At 59.1% G+C, this 18,123-nt stretch carries 14 protein-coding genes; 13 read left to right on the forward strand and 1 reads right to left on the reverse strand.

Annotated elements, in window-relative coordinates; all coding sequences use genetic code 11:
• Positions 1–48: 48 nt before the first annotated feature.
• On the forward strand, positions 49–2,049 hold the full coding sequence (locus GXP70_RS06505) for a PucR family transcriptional regulator ligand-binding domain-containing protein (RefSeq protein ID WP_162355700.1): 2,001 nt from the start codon (positions 49–51) through the stop codon (positions 2,047–2,049).
• A gap of 125 nt (positions 2,050–2,174) precedes the next feature.
• Positions 2,175–3,290, forward strand: coding sequence for an alanine dehydrogenase (gene ald, locus GXP70_RS06510; protein ID WP_162355701.1), 1,116 nt, complete (start codon positions 2,175–2,177; stop codon positions 3,288–3,290).
• 788 nt (positions 3,291–4,078) lie between these two features.
• On the opposite strand, the gene fabZ is transcribed toward ald, so the two are convergent.
• Complete coding sequence (gene fabZ / locus GXP70_RS06515) at positions 4,079–4,501, reverse strand: 3-hydroxyacyl-ACP dehydratase FabZ (protein ID WP_162355702.1); 423 nt, start codon at positions 4,499–4,501, stop codon at positions 4,079–4,081.
• A gap of 458 nt (positions 4,502–4,959) precedes the next feature.
• Between fabZ and GXP70_RS06520 the strand changes: the two genes are divergently transcribed.
• The 11 genes from GXP70_RS06520 to GXP70_RS06570 all read left to right on the forward strand — a co-directional run bounded on the left by GXP70_RS06520 (position 4,960) and on the right by GXP70_RS06570 (position 18,110).
• Positions 4,960–5,976, forward strand: a complete 1,017-nt coding sequence (locus GXP70_RS06520) for a LacI family DNA-binding transcriptional regulator (protein ID WP_162355703.1) — start codon at positions 4,960–4,962, stop codon at positions 5,974–5,976.
• A gap of 34 nt (positions 5,977–6,010) precedes the next feature.
• Positions 6,011–6,835: an ABC transporter permease gene (locus GXP70_RS06525; protein WP_162355704.1), complete on the forward strand. Its 825-nt coding sequence runs from the start codon at positions 6,011–6,013 to the stop codon at positions 6,833–6,835.
• Between the two features lie 36 nt (positions 6,836–6,871).
• Entirely contained in the window at positions 6,872–7,972 is a 1,101-nt protein-coding gene (locus tag GXP70_RS06530) for an ABC transporter ATP-binding protein (RefSeq protein ID WP_162355705.1), read from the forward strand.
• A gap of 45 nt (positions 7,973–8,017) precedes the next feature.
• Entirely contained in the window at positions 8,018–9,250 is a 1,233-nt protein-coding gene (locus GXP70_RS06535; protein WP_162355706.1) for an extracellular solute-binding protein, read from the forward strand.
• Complete coding sequence (locus GXP70_RS06540) at positions 9,247–10,089, forward strand: ABC transporter permease (protein ID WP_162355707.1); 843 nt, start codon at positions 9,247–9,249, stop codon at positions 10,087–10,089. The genes GXP70_RS06535 and GXP70_RS06540 overlap by 4 nt, the downstream gene beginning before the upstream one ends.
• Positions 10,089–10,553: a hypothetical protein gene (locus tag GXP70_RS06545; protein WP_162360331.1), complete on the forward strand. Its 465-nt coding sequence runs from the start codon at positions 10,089–10,091 to the stop codon at positions 10,551–10,553. Before GXP70_RS06540 ends, GXP70_RS06545 begins: the two co-directional genes overlap by 1 nt.
• A gap of 5 nt (positions 10,554–10,558) precedes the next feature.
• Complete coding sequence (locus GXP70_RS06550) at positions 10,559–11,554, forward strand: CehA/McbA family metallohydrolase (RefSeq protein WP_162355708.1); 996 nt, start codon at positions 10,559–10,561, stop codon at positions 11,552–11,554.
• Positions 11,555–11,566: 12 nt separating this feature from the next.
• Positions 11,567–12,370: a glycerophosphodiester phosphodiesterase gene (locus GXP70_RS06555; protein ID WP_162355709.1), complete on the forward strand. Its 804-nt coding sequence runs from the start codon at positions 11,567–11,569 to the stop codon at positions 12,368–12,370.
• 1,365 nt (positions 12,371–13,735) lie between these two features.
• Entirely contained in the window at positions 13,736–14,440 is a 705-nt protein-coding gene (locus tag GXP70_RS06560; RefSeq protein ID WP_162355710.1) for a copper homeostasis protein CutC, read from the forward strand.
• A gap of 1,271 nt (positions 14,441–15,711) precedes the next feature.
• Complete coding sequence (locus tag GXP70_RS06565) at positions 15,712–16,692, forward strand: LacI family DNA-binding transcriptional regulator (protein ID WP_162355711.1); 981 nt, start codon at positions 15,712–15,714, stop codon at positions 16,690–16,692.
• Between the two features lie 473 nt (positions 16,693–17,165).
• Positions 17,166–18,110, forward strand: coding sequence for an ABC transporter permease (locus GXP70_RS06570; RefSeq protein ID WP_225442692.1), 945 nt, complete (start codon positions 17,166–17,168; stop codon positions 18,108–18,110).
• Positions 18,111–18,123: the final 13 nt, after the last annotated feature.

Raw genomic sequence — 18,123 nt, forward strand, 5'->3', positions numbered from 1 at the left:
ACGTTAGACAGGACATCGAGTCGCCTGTCAGAAAGCGAAGTGAAGCGCGTGAATCAAGATTATCGGCTGACCGTGCAGGAAGTGCTGGAGCGTCCCGTCTTCCGGCCCGCTTATTTGGCGGCGGGCAAAGCGGGACTGCGGCGGCTCGTCCGATGGGTTCATATTATAGAAGTCATTCGATTCGACCAGCTGCTGCAGGGCGGCGAATTGATCTTGACGACCGGCGCCGCGTTCAAGAGCGATACGGCGGCGTTCATGACCTACCTGGAACAGCTGGTCCGCTGCGAGGCGGCTTGCCTGTGCATCGAAATGGGCCACCACGTGAGCGCCGTTCCGCAAGCATGGCTGGACGCGGCGGACGCGGTGCAGCTGCCGGTCATCGTGTTTCCGCGAAGCGTGCGGTTCATCGACATTACGCAGGATATCCATGCGCATATGATCAACCAGCATCATCGCGCCCTGCAGGAGCTTGAACGGATTTCCCGTGCGTTCCACCGGATGACGCTGTCTTCCCAAGGCATCGGCAACGTGCTCGAGCTGCTCCGAAGCAGTACGAACGCGGCGGTCGTCTATGTGCCTCAGGACGGCCAGCCGAAATTCATCCCGCCCGTATCGGCCCGGGAGGCGGACGAGTGGCTGGGCGTCTTGGCCGACGGCCTGCGTCGGGAGAACGGCGGCGAGGCAGGAGGCGGCGCGATAGAAGCGGAAGGCAGTGTGAACGAGGCGGAAGGCAGATCGATAGAAGCGGAAGGCAGCGAGAACGGGGCGAAAGGCAGCGCGAATGTAGCGGAAGGTAATGCGATTAAAGCGAAAGGTAATGCGATCAAAGCGGAAGGCAGCGGAGGCGGAGGCTCGGGAATTGGCGGAGGGCGTTATGGGGCTGGCGGGAAGCCGGCCGCGCCGCTGCTCGTCGAACGGAACGGACAGACCGTCATCGTCCAGCCCGTCGGCGCCATGGGCAAAACATGGGCGCATCTCATGCTGGTGCTCAGCCGCAAGCCGCAGGAGTACGAGTACTTGATCCTCGATTCGGCTTCCTTGTCGATCGCGCAGGATTTGCTGCGCAAGCGGTATGTCGAAGAGCGCAGGCTGTACACGCAGACGATGTGGGTGGACGACCTGCTGCATCTGCGGATTCCGGACGAAGAGCAGGTCAAGCTCTTGATCGGCCCGTCGTATAAACAGCTGAACGAGACGGAATACCACGTGATCATCGCGGCGTTCGACAGCGGCGCGGAGGCACGCGCCGGACTGTCCGGCAGCGGCGGAGAAGACTGGGGCATTGGGAGCGGCGGTCGCGACGGCGAAGGCGGGGGAATCAGCAGCGGAGGCAGCGGCGGCGAAGGCCGGGGCATCGGGAACGGCGGCAGCTTCGGTGAAGGCGGGAGAAGCGGCAGCGGGGACGGCGAGGAATCGGCGGGCATCCACCTATCGCTGGCCGTTCGCGCCGTTTTCGAGCAGCATGCGTTCCAGCCGTTCATTACGTTCAAGAACGACCGGCTTGTGCTTGTCGCGTTCGATCGAACGCCGAAGAAGCCGGCCAAAGCACGGCTGCAGCGCGTGTTCCAGGCGCTGGAGCAGCTGAAGGCGGAGGAGAACGTCAAGGTCACCGTCGGCGTCGGCCGGCGCGGGCGCGGCTTCATGCAGGCGCACGCCAGCTACCAGGAGGCGCTGCAGGCGATTTCGCTTGCTCCGGCGCTGCAGGCAAACCAGGTGTTTTACGATGAGATCGGCGTCTTCGGCCTGTTGTTCCATATTGCGGACAAGCAGGTGCTGACCTCGTTCGTGCGCACGTATTTGGGCCCGGTCATCGATCACGACGCGGCGAGGGGCAGCGATCTGCTGCGCACGCTGAACGTGTACCTGGACTGCGACGGCTCGAAAGGAGCGGCGGCGCGGCAGCTGTTCATCGTCCGCCAATCGCTGTATTACCGGCTGGAGAAGATCGAAGAGCTGCTCGGCGCGGACTTCATGCAGCCGGAGAAACGGCTGGCGCTGCAAGTCGGTCTTCGGGCGTACCGGCTGCTGCATCCGGATGCGCATTTGTGAAAAGCTTTGAACCGTTTCTGGACAATTTGTCTAATGGAACGGCCTCGTATTCGTTCTATAGTGGATGCAGTGAGTAAATCAGAACGCTGCTCCCTGACGGGAGGGCGAAGAGAGGCTGAGCCGCGATGAGAATCGGAGTACCCAAGGAAATCAAGAACAACGAGTTCCGCGTCGGCATGACGCCGGGAACCGTGCTATCGTACGTGAACGCCGGCCATGAAGTGCTGGTGGAGTCGGCCGCGGGCAAGGGCAGCGGCTTCACGGATGCCGACTATGCCGCTGCAGGCGCCATTGTCGTGCCGGCTGCGCCGGACGCATGGGCGGCCGACATGGTCGTGAAAGTGAAAGAGCCGATTCCCGAGGAATACGGCTTGTTCCATGAAGGCCTGATCCTGTATGCGTATTTGCATCTCGCGCCGGAGGCGGCATTGACGCGCGCATTGATGGAGAAGCGGGTGACGGCGATCGCGTATGAGACGATCCAGCTGGACAATGGCAGTCTGCCGCTGCTGACGCCGATGAGCGAAGTGGCGGGCCGCATGTCCGTGCAGATCGGCGCGCATTTCCTGGAGAAGGCGCACGGCGGCAAAGGCGTGCTGCTCGGCGGCGTGCCCGGCGTAGAGCCCGGCAGAGTGGCGATTATCGGCGGCGGCATCGTCGGCACGAACGCGGCGAAGATGGCCGTCGGGCTCGGAGGCGACGTCACGATCGTCGATGTGAACCCCGACCGCCTGCGGCAGCTGGACGATCAATTCGGCGGCCGCGTGAAGACGATCATGTCCACGCCGTACAACATCGCCGAAGTCGTGCGCGGCGCGGATCTCGTCATCGGAGCCGTGCTTATCCCGGGCGCCCGCGCGCCGCGGCTCGTCACGGAAGCGATGGTGCGCGCCATGCGTCCGGGCGGCGTCATTATCGACGTCGCGATCGACCAGGGCGGCTCCGTCGAGACGATCGACCGCATCACGACGCATGACGCGCCGACCTACGTGAAGCACGGCATCGTTCACTATGCGGTCGCGAATATGCCCGGCGCCGTATCGCGCACCTCCACGTTCGCGCTGACGAACGCGACCACGCCGTACGGCCTGCAGATTGCGAACAAAGGCTGCGCGCGCGCGGCGCTCGAGAACGCCGCGATCGCCAAGGGCATTAACGCCGCGGCGGGATTCGTGACGCATCCGGCCGTCGCCGAAGCGCACGGATACGCGCATACGGACGTATACACGCTGCTGCGCTAGCGGCGCAGCCCCTTCGTAAGGATAGGGTTCTTCACCCGATCCGCAGGCTGATGAAGGGCGTCCGGGTCGAGGCCCGCGGCTGACAACGTTACCGCTCGGGCAGCGTGCATCGTCAGACGTGTATCTCCTTCACGAACGGGCATAGGCAGGCGGCAGGCGGACAGGCGGCAGGCGGACAGAGGATCCGCTATGTGATCGAAATCGGCGTTTTGGAGGCTGCGATCGGACATAGGATGCGTTATAGGCTCCGGCATGGAGCCATAAACCGGCTTTCGGCAGAAATAGCGCATCTCCTGTCCGGCAGCGTGCGAAAAATCGATGAATACGAGCGAATAAAGGATCTCCTGTCCATTCCCCTTGGACGTTCTCGACATGCCGGGGAATTGTTGCTGCCGCGAAAGAATCTCTTACGCTCGAATGGATGGAAACTTCGCATAACGCGAAAGGCATAATTATAGTTGCGAGCGATTACATCCGCCCGGTAGGAGGAGAACGAGGAAAATTGCGGGCGTCATTACCCAACTGCGAACAACCGAGCTCCATACGCTTCTACGCGGAAGCGCTCGGCCTGGAACTCGCGTTTCGCTACGAGGATTTCCATGCCGGCATTCGCGCAGGCAGCCAAGCGTTCCATCTCAAGGCGGTTCGGCATGTAGCGGAACCCGCGTGCGAGTACGATCGTACGGCGGGCCTTCTTCGTATCCGGAGGGTGACAGCATTGAGCAAGGAGTTGTACGGGGTGCACTTCATCGGCTGCATGCCAGCACCTTCCTTCGGCGCTCACCGCTTCAATTAAATGCAAACATGATTTCAGCTTCGCAAACCAATTCATTGCCTACCTTGGCTTTGCCGTTTCCTTTGACAATCGGCCCTTTTACGCGGGTCACTTCGAATTCAAGATGTAGTTGATCCCCCGGCTTCACTGCCCTGTTGAAGCGGCAATTGTCAATGCCGGTCAATAACCCTATTTGGTGAGCATGGTTTTCTTCATTAAACATTGCGATTCCACCAACTTGCGCAAGTGCCTCAACAATCAAAACACCAGGCATGACAGGATGATTGGGAAAGCGGCCAATGCAATAAGGCTCGTTGCAGGATACACTTTTAATCCCGACAGCTTTCTTGCCTTCAACAACTTCGAGTATCTTATCGACCAAAAGAAACGGATATCTATGAGGAATTGTCTCTTTAATTTTATGAATATCTAACATAAAATGGCCTCCTCTGCGGCTGGCATATTACCATTCTACTTCCATTCGTAATTGGATACCATATCATTCTATACGATGCAAAAAAGCAATCGAGCTTTTCCGGCTGCTGACGTACAGGTTCGAGAAGGTTTAAGTTGGCGAACCTGCAGCTGCTGTCCCGCCGTCGAAGCCGTCATGCTGATAAAGATACACGAGTTGAGCACTTCCGCGATATTGCGGAAGTGCTTTTTGCCGCTTCTTCCGCGCCCCCGCGCGGCCTCGCCCCCTTTACATTTTACATATAAACGCAGAAACGATAGCGCGATGTGCAATTTTACCTAATATATGGAAATAACCGGCGTCCGATTTACAATTCATTAGGATGCGTTTAACGCAGACGAAACATCGGATCTTTAATCTATGGATGTGGGAACGATCCCATGTGGGAACGGTCTCACACCGAAGAGAGGAAGTGCATCGTGGATAATCCGACCATCAAAGAAATCGCTCTGCGCGCCGGGGTATCCAAGTCGACCGTGTCGAGGATCATCTCCGGGAAGGGCTATTCCAGTCCTGAAGCGCGGGACAAGGTGCTGGAACTGATCGAGCAATTGCATTATCGGCCGAATGCGGTCGCGAGGGCCATGGTGTCGCAGCGGACGCATAACATCGGCGTGCTCCTGTACAGAAGGGATCATCCGATCGCCGCGCATCCGTTCTACGGAAAAATCGTCGATGCCGTCTTGCTGGAAGCGGCGCGGCTGAACTACTCGATCTTCGTCACGACCGATCACGACATGTCCATCCGGTCGGCCGACTTCATGATGGAGAAGCGGGTGGACGGGCTGATCCTGATCAGCCGCCTCCAGCGCAGCGTCATCGATTACATCGCGAACTTCGGCGTCCCGTACGTCATGGTGAACGGCTCGACGGACGTCGACGGCGTCATCCATATCGTCAACCAGGACGAAATCGGCGGAAGTTTGATTGCCGGGCATTTGGCGGAGGCGGGGCATGAACGCATCTTCGTCATCGCCGGTCCGCAGAGCCACCGCAGCCACAATTTGCGCTTGAAGGGATTCAAGACCCACATCGGACAAGCCGGCATCGGCATTGCCGAGGAGGCGGTACAGCTCGCGGAGACGTCGACCTTCGGCGAAGGGTACGACATCATGTGCCGGAGATGGGACGCGTTCCGGGAAGGGAAGTACACGGCGCTGTTCGCCACGAACGACATGCTCGCGATGGGCGCGATGAAGCTTCTGCTCGAGCAGTCGGTGCGCATTCCCGGGCAAGTGGCCGTCGCCGGCTTCGACGATATCGATTTCGCCGCCATGTTCTCGCCGTCCTTGACGACCGTCCGGGTCGATACCGGCGAGATGGGCGCGCAGGCCGTCCGTCTGCTGGACCGGCTGATCCGGCAGGAGCAGGATGTTTCCCCGCCGGGCGAGCTGCTGCCGCGGCTGATCGTCAGGCAGTCGACCCGCACAACCTAGTGAACCGCCTATAACCGAAAGGAGCGACTTGTTCATGCGCTGGTATTTCAAAGCGCTCGGGACGCGGAAAATCATCGAATTTCTCGTCCTCGCGCTCTTCGTCATCTTCTTCCTGGGGCCGCTGCTGAACCTGGCCATTCTCGCCTTCACCGGCCAATGGACTTATCCGGACCCGCTGCCTCACCAATGGTCGTTGAAATGGTGGTCGTTCGTCTTCAAGCAGGACGACATCCCGCAATCGATCGCGCTGTCCTTCTTGATCGCCGCCATCGTGACGGGCTTGTCCATCGTACTGTGCATCCCGGCGGCGTACGCGTTCGCCCGCATTCGCTTCCCGCTCAGCCGGTTCTTCCTGTTCTCGTTCCTGCTGACGCACGCTTTTCCGAAAATGGGGCTGTACGTCTCGATCGCGGTGCTCTTCTACAAGCTCGGCTTGATGAACACGCTGCTCGGCGTCGTTCTGATCCATATGATCAACGTGCTCATGTTCATGACGTGGATTCCGACGGCCGCCTTCAAGAACGTGCACCGCGCGCAGGAAGAATCGGCGCGGGACGTCGGCGCGGGACCGCTGCGGGTATTCTTCAAGATCACGCTGCCGATGGCGCTGCCGGGCATTATCGTCGCCTCGGTGTTCACGTTCCTGAACTCGCTCGACGAGGCGCAGGGCACGTTCCTGGTCGGCATTCCGAATTACCGCACGATGCCCGTCATCATGTATTCCATCATCAGCGATTACCCGGCTTACGCAGGCGCGGTGTTCTCCATCATATTGACGGCGCCGACGATCATCCTGCTGCTGGCCGCGAAACGCTTCGTCAGCGCGGACGTCATGTCCAGCGGTTTTCAGATCAAATAAACTTTCAGAACCAATCATGAAGGAGGCCAATCGGGCATGCAGGAGCATCTCTCCATTCAGCTTTCCGTTCAACAACTGTCGAAGCGTTACCGCACCGGCGAAGGCGTCGCCTCCATCTCGCTCGATGTACGCAAAGGCGAGCTCGTGACGCTGCTCGGTCCGTCCGGCTGCGGCAAAACGACGGTGCTGCGCAGCATCGGCGGGTTTCTCGAACCGGATTCCGGCGACATTCTCATCGAAGGGACGAGCGTCCTGAAGTCGCCGCCGGAGAAGCGGCCGACATCGATGGTGTTTCAAAGCTACAATCTATGGCCGCATATGACGGTGTTCGATAACCTGGCATTCGGTCTTAAAATACGCAAGATGAAGAACGCCGACATCCGCAAGGCGGTGGACGATGTATTGCGGCTCGTGCGCCTGCCCGGGGCGGAGCGGAAATTTCCCGCCGAGCTTTCGGGAGGCCAGCAGCAGCGCATCGCGCTTGCCCGTTCCTTGCTGCTGAAGCCGGCCGTCCTCCTGCTCGACGAGCCGTTCTCCGCGCTCGACGCCAAGCTGCGGCACGAGATGCGCGAGGAGCTGCGGGAAATTCAAGCCGAGACCGGTCTTACGATGGTGTTCGTCACCCATGACCAGGAAGAGGCGCTGTCGATTTCCGACCGGATCGTCGTCATGAATCACGGCCATATCGAGCAGGTCGCCACGCCGCAGGACATCTACGATCGTCCGCAAACGTTGTTCGTCGCGCAGTTTATCGGCAAAATGAACCTTTTGAAAGGGGTGATTTCGGAGGGCGAAGCGATTGTAGGGCAGTTAAGGTTTCCGAATTCGAAATCGTTGGCAGGCGAGGTACGTCTGGCCATCCGGCCGGAGGATGTCATCCTGTCGCGTCAAGCGGACGCGGCAGCAGCGCAGGCAGCAACGCAGACAGCAGCGCAGGCAGAGGAAGGCCTGCCCGGCGTCGTCAAACAGATCATGATTCTCGGCCATTATGCCGAAGTGACAGTTCAATCGCGGGAGCATGGCGTTATCCGGGCGTTCCGGCCGCGCGATGCCGTCAAGGAGCTGACCTCGGGCGACCCGGTTCTTCTCCGCTTCAAGAACGTGCACATGTTCCCGGAAGTCGAGGTTCACGTCTAAAACGCAACTCCATTTCATTCCCCAATATCGAGGAGGCTATTATCCATGATTCGCACGAAATCCGCTCTTACGCTTATGACACTGACGACCGTTGCCGCCGCTATGCTGGCCGGCTGCGGCAATTCGAACAACGCCGACAGCACGAACGCGAATGCGGCTAACGCTGGATCGGCGAATGCCGGCGCGGCGAATGGCGGCGCTGCGAATGCAGGCGGCAACGCGGCGCAGACGGACGCTTCGGGCAAGCCGGTCGAGTTCAATTTCTACTTCACCGGTTCCGAGAACGTGAAGAACCTGTGGGACACGCTCGTGCCGATGTTCGAGAAGGACCACCCGAACGTCAAGGTGAAGGAAGTGTACCTCCCGTCCGGCACGGGCGCGCAGCCGACGTACGACCGGATTCTCGCGGCGAAGAAGGCGGGCAAAGGCTCGGGCGGCATCGACCTGTACGAGGACGGCCTGAGCAACGTGACCCAAGGCCAGAAGGACGATCTGTGGGAAACGCTGGATTCGGCCCAAATCGCCAATCTCGCTTCCGTCGACGCCGACACGCTCAAGGACGTAGCCAACCTGGCGATTCCGTACCGTTCGTCCGCCGTCGTGCTCGCGTATAACAGCGACAAGGTCAAGACGCCTCCGAAGACGCTCGACGAGCTGTTCGCCTGGATCAAAGCGAATCCGGAGCGTTTCGCCTACAACGACCCGGCGACCGGCGGCGCGGGCAGCTCGTTCGTCACGACGGCGCTGTACGACAAGCTTCCGGAGGACGCGATTCACAGCAATGATCCGAGCATCGAGAAGCAGTGGGACGCAGGCTTCGCGACGCTGAAGGGCCTTGGCAAATACGTGTACGGCAAAGGCATTTATCCGAAGAAAAACCAAGGTACGCTCGACCTGCTCATCAGCGGTGAGGTGGACATGATTCCGGCCTGGTCGGACATGGCGCTTGAGCAGATCGGCAACGGCCAGCTGCCGGCGACGACCAAGATTTCGCAAATCACGCCAGGCTTCAACGGCGGCCCGACGTACCTGATGGTGCCGAAGCTGTCCGAGAAGAAGGACGCGGTCAATGAATTCCTGAACTTCGTGCTGTCGCCGGAGGCGCAGGCCGTCGTCGTGAGCAAAATGCACGGCTTCCCGGGCATCCAGCTGTCGAGCATGCCGCAGGACATCCAGGATTCCTTCAAAGGCGTGGCGGAAGGCTTCCGGACGTTCAACATCGGCGACCTCGGCAATGACATCAACAAACGCTGGCAAAGCGACGTTGCGGCGCAATGAAGAAATCCGTGAAAATGGGGATGCTGGGGCTGGCGCTCGTCATCCCCTCTTTCCTGCTGCTGTTCGCCACGGTGGTCGTGCCGATTCTCGTCTCGTTCAAGGAAAGCTTGACCAACGAGGAAGGCGGCTACGATCTGTCGAATTATAACTATCTGTTCACCGATAAGCTGATGCGCTCGAACATCGTTTTCACTCTGGAAGTGACGGTGATCTCGGTCGTGCTCGTGCTGATCATCAGCTACGCGCTGGCCGCTTACATGCGCTTCAATCAGGGCAAGCTCGTCAAGTGGATTCGAAGCATGTACATGATTCCGATCTTCATCCCGTCGGTCATCGCGACCTACGGCCTTATCCAGCTGCTGGGCAATCACGGCTGGGTGGCCCGTTTGCTGCTGCTCGTGGGCGGGGGCAGCCTGCCGCGCATTATTTTCGATATGAAGGGCATCATTATCGCGCAAATGTGGTTCAATATCCCGTTCACGACGATGCTGCTCGGATCCGCTCTCGCGGGCGTGCCGGATTCGATCATGGAGAGCGCGAAGGACGTCGGCGCGGGGCGCATCAAGCTGTTCACGCGCTTCATCGTACCGCTCACGTACAAAACGCTGCTCGTCGCCGTGACGTTCGTCTTCATGGGCGTCATCGGCTCGTTCACCGCGCCGTTCCTGCTCGGACCGAACGCGCCGCAAATGCTCGGCGTGTCGATGGAGCAAATTTTCGGCGTGTTCCAGGAGAAGCAGCAGGCCGCGGCGCTGGCGTTCTTCACGTTCCTGCTCTGCTCGTTCATGGGGTTCTTCTACATCCGCAGCATGATTAAGGAAGAGGGGGCGCGTTCTTGATGCAGCGACTTGTGTTTGAAGCGGAAGGACGCGTGCGGCCGGTCTGTTCCAAGACGCATATCGCGTACGGCTTCCACCTGGACCGGCCGGGCGGCACGCTCTGGATCGACTTCGCATACGAGCCGAAAAACCTCGATGACCGCGAACGGGCCCGGTCGCTGATCGCGGGAGGCATCGGCAAGTACACGGAGATGCCGCAGCGCGAACGGCTGCTGGAGAAGTGGGAATCGTTCCTGCCGCTCAAGAACCTGATCACCGTCTCGGTGGACGATCCCGGAGGGCACCGCGGCGCGGGACATCGCCACGATCCCGAGCAGCGGCTGTTCATCGGCGGCTCGGAAGCGTCGCCGGGCTTCGTATGCGGCGAGCTGGCCGCCGGGCTGTGGCAGGTGACGCTCAGCCTGCATGCGATCGTGACGGACGACTGCCGTTACCGCCTGCACATTCATCACGAGGAGGCATGAGCAGCATGCGCTGGATGGCTTGCGAGCTTCACACCCATACCGATCACAGCGACGGGAAGCAATCGCTGCTTGAGCTTGCGCGGGGCGCGCGGGCGCTCGGCTTCGACTGCATTGCGCTGACCGACCATAATACGATGTCGGGCCTGCACGATCGCGCGCAGGTCGAAGAAGCGACGGGCATGACGATCGTTTCGGGCATGGAATGGACGACGTTCTACGGCCATATGGTCACGATCGGCTTGACCGATTTCGTGGACTGGCGTCCCGCGGTGCCCGGCGACATCGACCGGGGCATCGGGCAGGTGCACGCGCACGGCGGCATCGCCGGCATGGCGCATCCGTACCGGATCGGCAGTCCGATGTGCACGGGCTGTTACTGGGAATTCGAGATTGGCGATTGGAACCAGCTCGATTATATCGAGGTTTGGTCGGGCGCTTTTCCATCGATCAAGACGGACAATGCCCGCGCGTTCCGGTTGTGGACGGAGCGTCTGAACGAGGGCTATCGCATCGCGGCGACGTCCGGGCGGGACTGGCATACGCAGGAGCCGACGTCCGATTCGCTGGCAGTGACGTATCTGCTGCTCGACGAGACGGAAGGCGACGCGACGGAGCAGGCGGTGCGCGCGCTTGCCGCAGGCCGGGCTTCGGTGACGATGGGGCCGCTCGTTACGCTGGCGCTGCGCGCGGCGGAGGCGGTTTACGGCATCGGCGATTGCGTGCCGAAGCAGGAGCTGCGCCCGCGTTACGAAGCGGTTGCTGCGATTGATTTCGAGGTTCGCGCAGGGTTGTGGGATTTTCCGGACGCGGCGTATTCGCTCGTTCTCATGAGTAATGCAGGCGTCATCGGCGAACAGAAGGCGAGTCCCGATACGCGGGAGTATCGGTTCGAAATTCCCGGCGACGGCTTGCGATGGGTGCGGGCGGAGCTGAAAGGCACGGTGCGCGGCATGCGCACGACGATTGCGTTCACGAACGCGATCTATACGGAACGCGAATAAGGAGTGACGATAATGGCTCGAGGTTTTCCGCTGATCACGGCGCATGCCGGAAGCATGAACATCATGGCGCATACGCTGCAATCGGTGCGCGTCGGCATCGAGCTTGGCGCGGATGTGGTGGAAGAGGATATTCGGGTCACGCGGGACGGCGTTCCCGTGCTGGCGCATGACGACGAATGGATGACCGCGGAGCGGCAGCGCGTGCGTATCGCGGATATGACCTATGCGGAATTAAGCGGTTTGCAGCTGGTGGAGGTTGCCGAGGGCGAGGATCGGGGCGAGCAGGCTGCCGGGCATGATGAGCGCATCACCGAGACGCTCAGACTGCTGAAGCTGGAAGATATCCTGCCGCTCGTGGAGTCGTCGGGCGCCGCGATCAATCTGGACCTGAAAGTCGACGCGGCGATCGAGCCGACGGCGGCGCTGGTGCGGCAGTACGGGCTGTCGAAGCGGGCTTTCTTCTCCGGCTGCCAGCGGGATCGCGCGCTGCTGGCCGAGGAGCTGCAGCCGGACATGCGGAAGCTGCTGAATACGGACGTCGAGCTGTTCCGGACGATGCCGTACCTGGAGGCGCTGGCGCAAACATGCGAAGACGCCCGCGCGGCGGCGTGTTTCGGCATCAACGTCTACCACGGCATCCTGCGCCGGGAGTTCATCGACTACGCGGCGGGGCTCGGGCTGCCGGTCTATGCATGGACCGTCGGCGACGAGGCGCTGATGCACCGGTACGCGGATTGGGGCGTCGCCTCGATCACGACCCGCGACGTCGAGACGCTTGTGCGCGTGAAGCGGGAGCGGCTCGGTTCGCTGCGCTGAGGTGCGGGAATATGGTGCAGGCTTGCTGAAGTAAAGCAAGCTTGCTTTGCTGTAGCCGGTGCCGGAGGCCGAGAAGCCCTGCCTCATGAGGCAGGGCTTCTCGGCCTATACGGGCACGGGCCGGATTTTGCGCTGGAAACGGCGCAGAGCTCTGGCGCGGCTCGAAGCCTTCAAAATCCTGCCACTATGGCAGGATTTTGCTCGTGAGACGGCCCGAAGCCTTCAAAATCCTGCCGTCATGGCAGGATTTCACTCCCGAAACGGCTCGAAGCCTCCATAATCCTGCCGTCATGGCAGGATTTCGCTCCCGAAACGGCTCGAAGCCTCCATAATCCTGCCGTCATGGCAGGAATTCGTTCTCGAAGCGGCTCGAAGCCTCCATAATCCTGCCGTCATGGCAGGAATTCACTCGCGAGACGGTCCGAAGCCACCAAAATCCTGCCGTCATGGCAGGATTTCACTCGCGAGACGGTCCGAAGCCACCAAAATCCTGCCGTCATGGCAGGAATTCACTCGTGAGACGGCCCGAAGCCTTCAAAATCCTGCCGTCATGGCAGGATTTCACTCCCGAAACGGCTCGAATCCTCCATAATCCTGCCGTCATGGCAGGAATTCGTTCTCGAAGCGGCCCAAAGCCCCGAAATCCTGCCGTCATGGCAGGATTTCACTCGCGAGACGGTCCGAAGCCACCAAAATCCTGCCGTCATGGCAGGAATTCACTCGTGAGACGGCTCGAAGCCTCCATAATCCTGCCGTCATGGAAGGATTTGGCTCCCGAAACGGCTCGAAGCCACCAAAATCCTGCCGTCATGGCAGGAATTCACTCGCGAGACGGCCCGAAGCCACCAAAATCCTGCCGTCATGGCAGGAATTCACTCGTGAGACGGCTCGAAGACTCCATAATACTGCCGTCTTGGCAGGAATTCGTTCTCGAAGCGGCCCAAAGCCCCGAAATCCTGCCGTCATGGCAGGATTTCACTCGCGAGACGGTCCGAAGCCACCAAAATCCTGCCATCAGGCAGGAATTCGCCTCCGGAGCGGCCCGAAGCCCTCGAAATCCTGCCGGCAGGCAGGATTTCACTTCTGAAATGGCTTGAAGCCCCGAAAATCCTTCCGTCAGGCAGGAATTCGCTTCTGAAATGGCTCGAAGCCCCGAAAATCCTGCCGTCAGGCAGGAATTCGCCTCCGGAGCGGCCCGAAGCCCCCAAATCCTGCTGTCGGTGCAGGATTTGGGGGGGCGACACTCTTTCACCACGAGAGAATCTTTCTTCTCCCGACAGAGGGGGAAATGATAGTATAGGTACATGCGAGTTGCTGCCTACAGCTTATGTTAGTTGAGGTGCACGAAGAGAGGGGCTGTACGACATGTTGTTTGAAGTTATCGCTTTGTCACCCGAGGACGCGCGGTTCGCGGCCCGGCACGGGGCTGACCGGATCGAATTCGTCGCGACGATCGAGGAAGGCGGATTGACGCCGTCGTGGGCGTTCATCGAAGAAACGGCGGCGGCTTGCGCCATTCCGATCCATGTCATGATCCGTCCCCACAGCCGTTCATTCGTTTACTCGGAATCGGATATGGAACAGATGATCAGCGATATGGCGGGACTGAAGCAAGCTGGCGCGAACGCGTTCGTGCTCGGGGCGTTGACACCTGGAAGAACGGTCGACGAGGAGAAGCTGAAGCGGCTGCTCGATGCTGCAGACGGCCTGCCCGTCACGTTTCACCGGGCGTTCGATGAGGCGCAGGATCTGGAGGCGGCGTTCGAAACACTGGCGCGCTATGCGCAAATCCGTACGATTTTGACTTCCGGCGGCAAGCCGAGCGCGTTGGACGCGGCGGACATGATCGCCCGGCTCGTGCGCATGAGCCGCGGGACGGGGATAGAAATCATGGCGGGGAGCGGCCTGACGCCGGCGACGGTTGCCGAATTCGCGCAGGCGACCGGCGTGCGCGCCGTACATTTCGGCTCGGGCGTGCGCCGCGGCGGCGCGCAAACGGCGCCGATCGACGCCGAGCGGCTGGCGGCCGTACGAACCGCGATCGGCGGGATTAACCCGGCAGCGCAATAAGCTTCACGTTGCCGGGTGCCTTCGTCCGGCGCTGCAAAGCGTTAACGAGCCAAGCGAACCATAAACGAGAAATAGAGGCACCTGCAGCCATTTAAGGAACGGCGCCCGAAGAAGCCTAATTGACGAATCGCGTTAGCGGAAGCAGGAAGCTGAAGCAACTTATACCAATTTTGCAGTTTGCAAGGAGGTTTACATCTTGCGCAAAATCGCCTGGACGAAGGCGATGTCGTCTTCGGGCACACCCTCTTGTGCAAGATTCGCCGAATTCCCGGCAATGAAGTGCACCCAAGTGCACCACAGGGCGCGAGTCCATCGAATTCCCGGCAATGTAGTGCACCCAGTGCACCCAGTACAGCACTGGGCACGAATTCGCCGGTTTCCCGGCGATGTAGTGCACCCAGTGCACCACAGGGCACGAATCCGCAGATTTCCACTGCGAAGACGGTCATACGTCACATGAAGAATATGTCTGAGTTCCGTTGCTGGAGAGCGCCGCCAGCCAATCCGGTAGTGTAGACATTGCCCACTAGTGAGCGCCGCCAACCATCCCCAGTAGTGTAAGCCTCGCCGACTGGCGAGCGCCGCCAGCCATCAGCCTCGCCGACTGGCGAGCGCCGCCAGCCATCAGCATCGCCGACTGGCGTACGCCCAGCGTGTAACCGCAAGCCGCCCGGCTGCGAGTGAATTGCCGGCTTCTCGGCGGCAAGACGCACCGCGCGTCGACCACTTGATCGGCCGCGGCCTTGCGCGGCAACGCAAAGCCGCGGCCGCACCAGCAACTTGTCCCTTTTACGCCGTGTCCACTTTTCATTCCACATGTACTCGGCGCATACGCCCGTAAGCATTCCTCCCGATTATCTGCGTCCACCTTGGGCGGCATCGCGAATGCGCCTCTGCGCCCGGCCATTGGGCCACATCCGTCCCATGAAACCGCTGCGAGATGCGTTTTCGTTCGCCGCCGGCAAGGGGAACTTACCGCGAGGCCGTGAGCGCAGCGCAATAAAAACTCGCCTTAAGCAGCCGGCTGCGCAAGGAAATTATCGAACGGCATCGAATTGATAAGCGAATGAGATTGGCTTCCTCCAATGGATGAAGATGGGGCAGCGCCCGGCAAGACGCATAACGGCGAGCTTTCCGCGTTGAAAACGGTCATTGACGGCTCCTGCCGGATTGTTTATAATTCAAACAATGATTAATTGAAACGTTTCGATTCATAGCAATTCATCATGACGAACCAAGAAGCGGACTAAAGAGAGATGGGAGTGAACACGGTGGCTACGATTAAGGATATTGCCAAACGAGCGGGCGTTTCGATTTCGACTGTTTCTTATGCGCTTAACGGCAGCCCGAAGGTGACGAACGAGACGACGGAAAAAATACTTGCTGTTGCCAAGGAACTGAATTATATCCCGAACGCAGCTGCAAGATCGCTCAAGACAAGAGAAACGAAAATCATCGGCATCTTCCTGACGGACTTCAGCGGCGCGTTCTATGGCGATCTGCTGCAGGGAACGAAGGAGCTGCTGGTCCGGAAGGGCTATGAGCTCATCGTGTGCAGCGGCAAGCAGTCACGCTGGATGCTGCCCGAACGGATGATCGACGGCGCCATTATTTTGGACGTCACGTTCGACAGCGAAGAATTGATTCGCTACGCGGACCGCGGCCACAAGCTCGTCGTGCTGGATCGGGAGCTTACGCATCCGAACATCAACCAGGTGCTGCTTGATAATAAGGCGGGCGCCACGCTGGCGACGGAGCATCTGATCGAGGAAGGACACCGTAAGATTTATGCCGTGACGGGACCGAGCGGCTCGTTCGACTCGAAGCAGCGGCTGCATGCCGTCATGCAGGTCGTAGAGCGGACGGCAGGCATCACGCTTGCCATTATTGAAGGCGATTTCAATAAGGAGGGCGGAGAGCATGCCGCGAAGCGGATCATGGCCGAACACGCGGACGGGCAGGCAGCGGCGGCAGTGTTCTGCTTCAACGACGAGATGGCGATCGGCATGATGAACTACATCGCGGAGCACCATCCCGAAACTCGGGTCGGAGAGCATATTCATATCGTCGGTTTCGATAACTTGGAGCTGGCCGCCTATTCGCAGCCGCGTCTAACGACGATCGATTATTCGAAGCGCAAATGGGGCGCGCTGGCCGCGGAGCAGCTGGTCAAGCTGATTAGCGGCGCCGAGGTGGAGAACGAACGGATCTACGTTACCCTCATGAAGGGGAAGTCGGTGGGGACGGCCTAGCGCTGCTAAGCAGACGCGCATGGCAAGGAAGCGATTTCGGCCTCGGGCGGGCTGCTTATTCGGCATGGCGCCAAGGGCAAATCCCACACCAAAATCGAAACGTTTCGTCACTAATGTGGTCCGATGTGGTCCATTGAGGATCAAAAGCAGGCGGGCCGGGTAAAATAGCTTCGTTGTCGTGGTTTATTGTTGGTTTCCGTGGTGGAAACGAGAAAATTTGGAACCGAATTCATCCCAAAAAAAGGATTGATTTCAACGAAGTCATGGTGTAATATTCGTTCTAGAGAAACGTTTCAATAGCGAGCTTCGACATAGAGGAGATCGTTCATGAGATAATTTAACGGAAATGTTTCGATTTACCTGTAATCAAGTGGATACACGCATGAATTGTTCTCGAAAATCGAAACGTTTCTAGTGTTGTAAGCGTAATCTTAAAAAATGTCAGGAACCTTACACTAACGGGGGTAGGCTGCATGCAGGTCATAGCTAAAGTAAAACATCATGGCGAAAACGTACTGCGGGAGATTTGGAAGAACAAGATTATGTTCATTATGCTGGCGCCAGTCATCGTATACTTTGTTCTTTTCCACTACGTGGTCATGCCGGGGGCGTATGTGGCGTTCGTCGATTTCAATATCAGGAAAGGCATCTTCGGCAGTAAATTCGTCGGGCTTGATAATTTTCAATTCCTGTTAAAGAACGGCGACCTGTGGAACATTACGAAAAATACATTGCTTTACAACTTTGTTTTTCTCGCGCTGGGCAACGTGATCCAAATCGTGTTTGCCATTATGCTGTCCGAGGTTTCCGGCAAATGGTTCAAGAAGGTTACCCAATCCGTCTTCTTGCTGCCGTACTTCATCTCGATGGTTATCGTCGGCGTGTTCGCTTACAACATGTTCAATTACAATTCCGGCTTCGTCAATACGGTGATGGTCTCCCTGGGGTTTGAACGCTATGAGTTCTATTCCAACCCCGATATCTGGAAGTACATCATCGTGGCGTTCAAGATTTGGAGCGCGACCGGCTACGGCATGATCGTCTACCTGGCCACGATTACGGGCATCAGCCATGATCTGTATGAAGCGGCTTATATGGACGGGGCGAGCAAATGGCAGCGTATCCGGTATATGACCTTGCCGCTGTTGAAACCGACGTTTATTCTGCTGCTGCTGTTCGGTCTCGGCGGCATCCTCAAGGGCTCGTTCGATCTGTTCTACAATCTGATCGGCACGAACTCGGTGCTCTACCCGCAGACGGACATTATCGATACGTATGTCTTCCGCAGCCTTGTCGGGCAGTTCAACTTCTCGATGGGCGCAGCCGTCGGGTTCTACCAGTCGTTATTCGGCCTGATCATCGTGTTAACGGTCAATTTGATCGTTCGCAAAATCGAGCCGGACAGCGCTTTATTCTAGAAGGGGGTTGAAA

It is taken from the genome of Paenibacillus lycopersici, from assembly GCF_010119935.1.
GTDB lineage: Bacteria > Bacillota > Bacilli > Paenibacillales > Paenibacillaceae > Paenibacillus_Z > Paenibacillus_Z lycopersici.